This window comes from Stenotrophomonas sp. PFBMAA-4, from assembly GCF_030053215.1.
Lineage (GTDB): Bacteria > Pseudomonadota > Gammaproteobacteria > Xanthomonadales > Xanthomonadaceae > Stenotrophomonas.
Window position 1 is genome coordinate 1 of the sequence record NZ_JASGBW010000067.1, and the last position, 1,665, is coordinate 1,665.

A 1,665-nucleotide genomic window follows, 5' to 3' on the forward strand; every position below is an offset into this window, starting at 1 on the left:
CGTAATGTCGTCGGTCTGAACTCCCTCACGGGCGTGTTGGAGATGGTGAACTTCATCCATCTGGCAACAAAGGTCGACAAGGACACGCGCGACTATGCGACGTTATTGGCGTCCGGCATGTCGCTTTTGGCTGTGTATACCAGTGTGCATGAAACGGTAGCCAAGGAGTCCTTTGGGGCGGGTAGTGTCAGTGCCATTCGGATGAAGGCTGCCGGCAGTGTGCTGGCGGGGGCAGGTAGTTTCATTGGGTTCTATTACAGCTATACAGACGCGACCGAAGCTCGCAAGCAGGAAAATCTCGATCTTGCTGTACTTTTGGGAATTAAAGCATTTGTTGCCTGGGTAACTGGCGGGGCCCAGTTTCTGACCGCTCTCGCCTACTCTTCTCCGGTCATCGAGCGCCGTCTGGGGCGCAATTCATTGACTTTGGGTCTCAGAGGGATGAAAGCAGGGCTTGAAGCGGCAGCGGCAACAGAAGGGGGGACTGTCGTTGCGTCGCAGGCAATGAAGCGACTTGGTATGTGGATTCTGCGATTGGGTGGCTGGCAAGTTGCATTGGCTCTTCTTGTCATTGAAGTCTTGATATGGGTCATCAGTCCGAACGATCTGGAAAAGTGGTGTATGAATAATGCATTCGGAACAAATGCGGGTCATGGAAAAAGTGAGCGAACCTTTGGTGGCAAGCCCTATTCAACACCGCGAGAACAAAAGCAGGCGTTTGACAAGGCTATCGGTTCGGTTACGTTGAGGGTGCAATGAAAACTGAGGTCGATGTGTCGTCAGAGAAGATCTCGCTTGATATCGAAATCGGAATCATCTCGGATCTGCGGGTCAAGCACGTTGTGGAAAATGTATTCTGGCGGGAGGGTGATCCATCAGGCATCGCGGCTACAGGCGCCATTGCCGCCGCACTGGGGCTGAGTGGCCCTGCAGCTGGAATGGCGATGATGTCTGCTGAGGAAATGGCTGAGCCAGTTACCAGAGTGGAGTTCCGGCTTGGCGAAACCCAAGTGGAAGGGTTGCTTTGGAACTGGCCATTCAGTGAAGGAGATCGAGTAAAAATCGTTGGAAGCAGGGGTGATGATAAAAAATTCTTTGCTCTGTCAGTGCTGGATGAGGATAAGAGACTGATCGTGTCATACCCCCATATTAGCTCTGGGAGCGGCGCGCACTGGATCGGCGTCTTGAAATACACGCTGATATTCGCATTGCCCAGCGCTGCACTATTTACTCTTTTGATCGCAGTAGCGTCGATTGACGAAGCGCCGTTGGACTGGTTCTTTCTGAAATGGTTGATATACACATTTTCTGGTTGCGTTTTTGTTTCTTGTATGATTGGAGCTGGGATCGGTTCTCGCTTTGCGCGTTATACAAGAATGGCTGACTCAATTTTAAAGTCTCTTGGTTGGGCCAATGGAAAATATATCAATTTAAGACGTATTACGAAGTTGAATAAGAGTATGGATGACCATCCCGCTTTAGGTGATACGTACTTCAGGTACTGACTTGAACTGAGTTGCAGTAACCAGGAGTGTTTGTCCGTTATGGCTGCCAAGCGCCGTCAGTATGAGTTTTCAGTTTGTCTGCTCCGCAAGCTGGAGCCGACGCAAAAAGAGGCTGCTCCCTCCACCGCCAGTGCCCGCATCCTTCGCGACAGTGGCGTTG

The 1,665-nt window shown here is 51.3% G+C and carries 1 protein-coding gene and 1 pseudogene; both read left to right on the forward strand.

What is annotated here, in order from left to right:
• A pseudogene (locus QMZ26_RS21160) lies at positions 1 to 759 on the forward strand (hypothetical protein); the annotation flags it as partial.
• A complete protein-coding gene (locus QMZ26_RS21165) occupies positions 756 to 1,505 on the forward strand; it encodes a putative type VI secretion system effector (protein WP_283222586.1) in 750 nt (249 codons plus the stop codon). The pseudogene QMZ26_RS21160 and the gene QMZ26_RS21165, both read left to right, overlap by 4 nt.
• The last annotated feature ends 160 nt before the right edge of the window (positions 1,506 to 1,665 follow it).

Coding starts and splice junctions, on each gene's coding strand:
- QMZ26_RS21165 (WP_283222586.1), top strand. CDS start 756: ATGAAAACTGAGGTCGATGTGTCGTCAGAGAAGATCTCGCTTGATATC.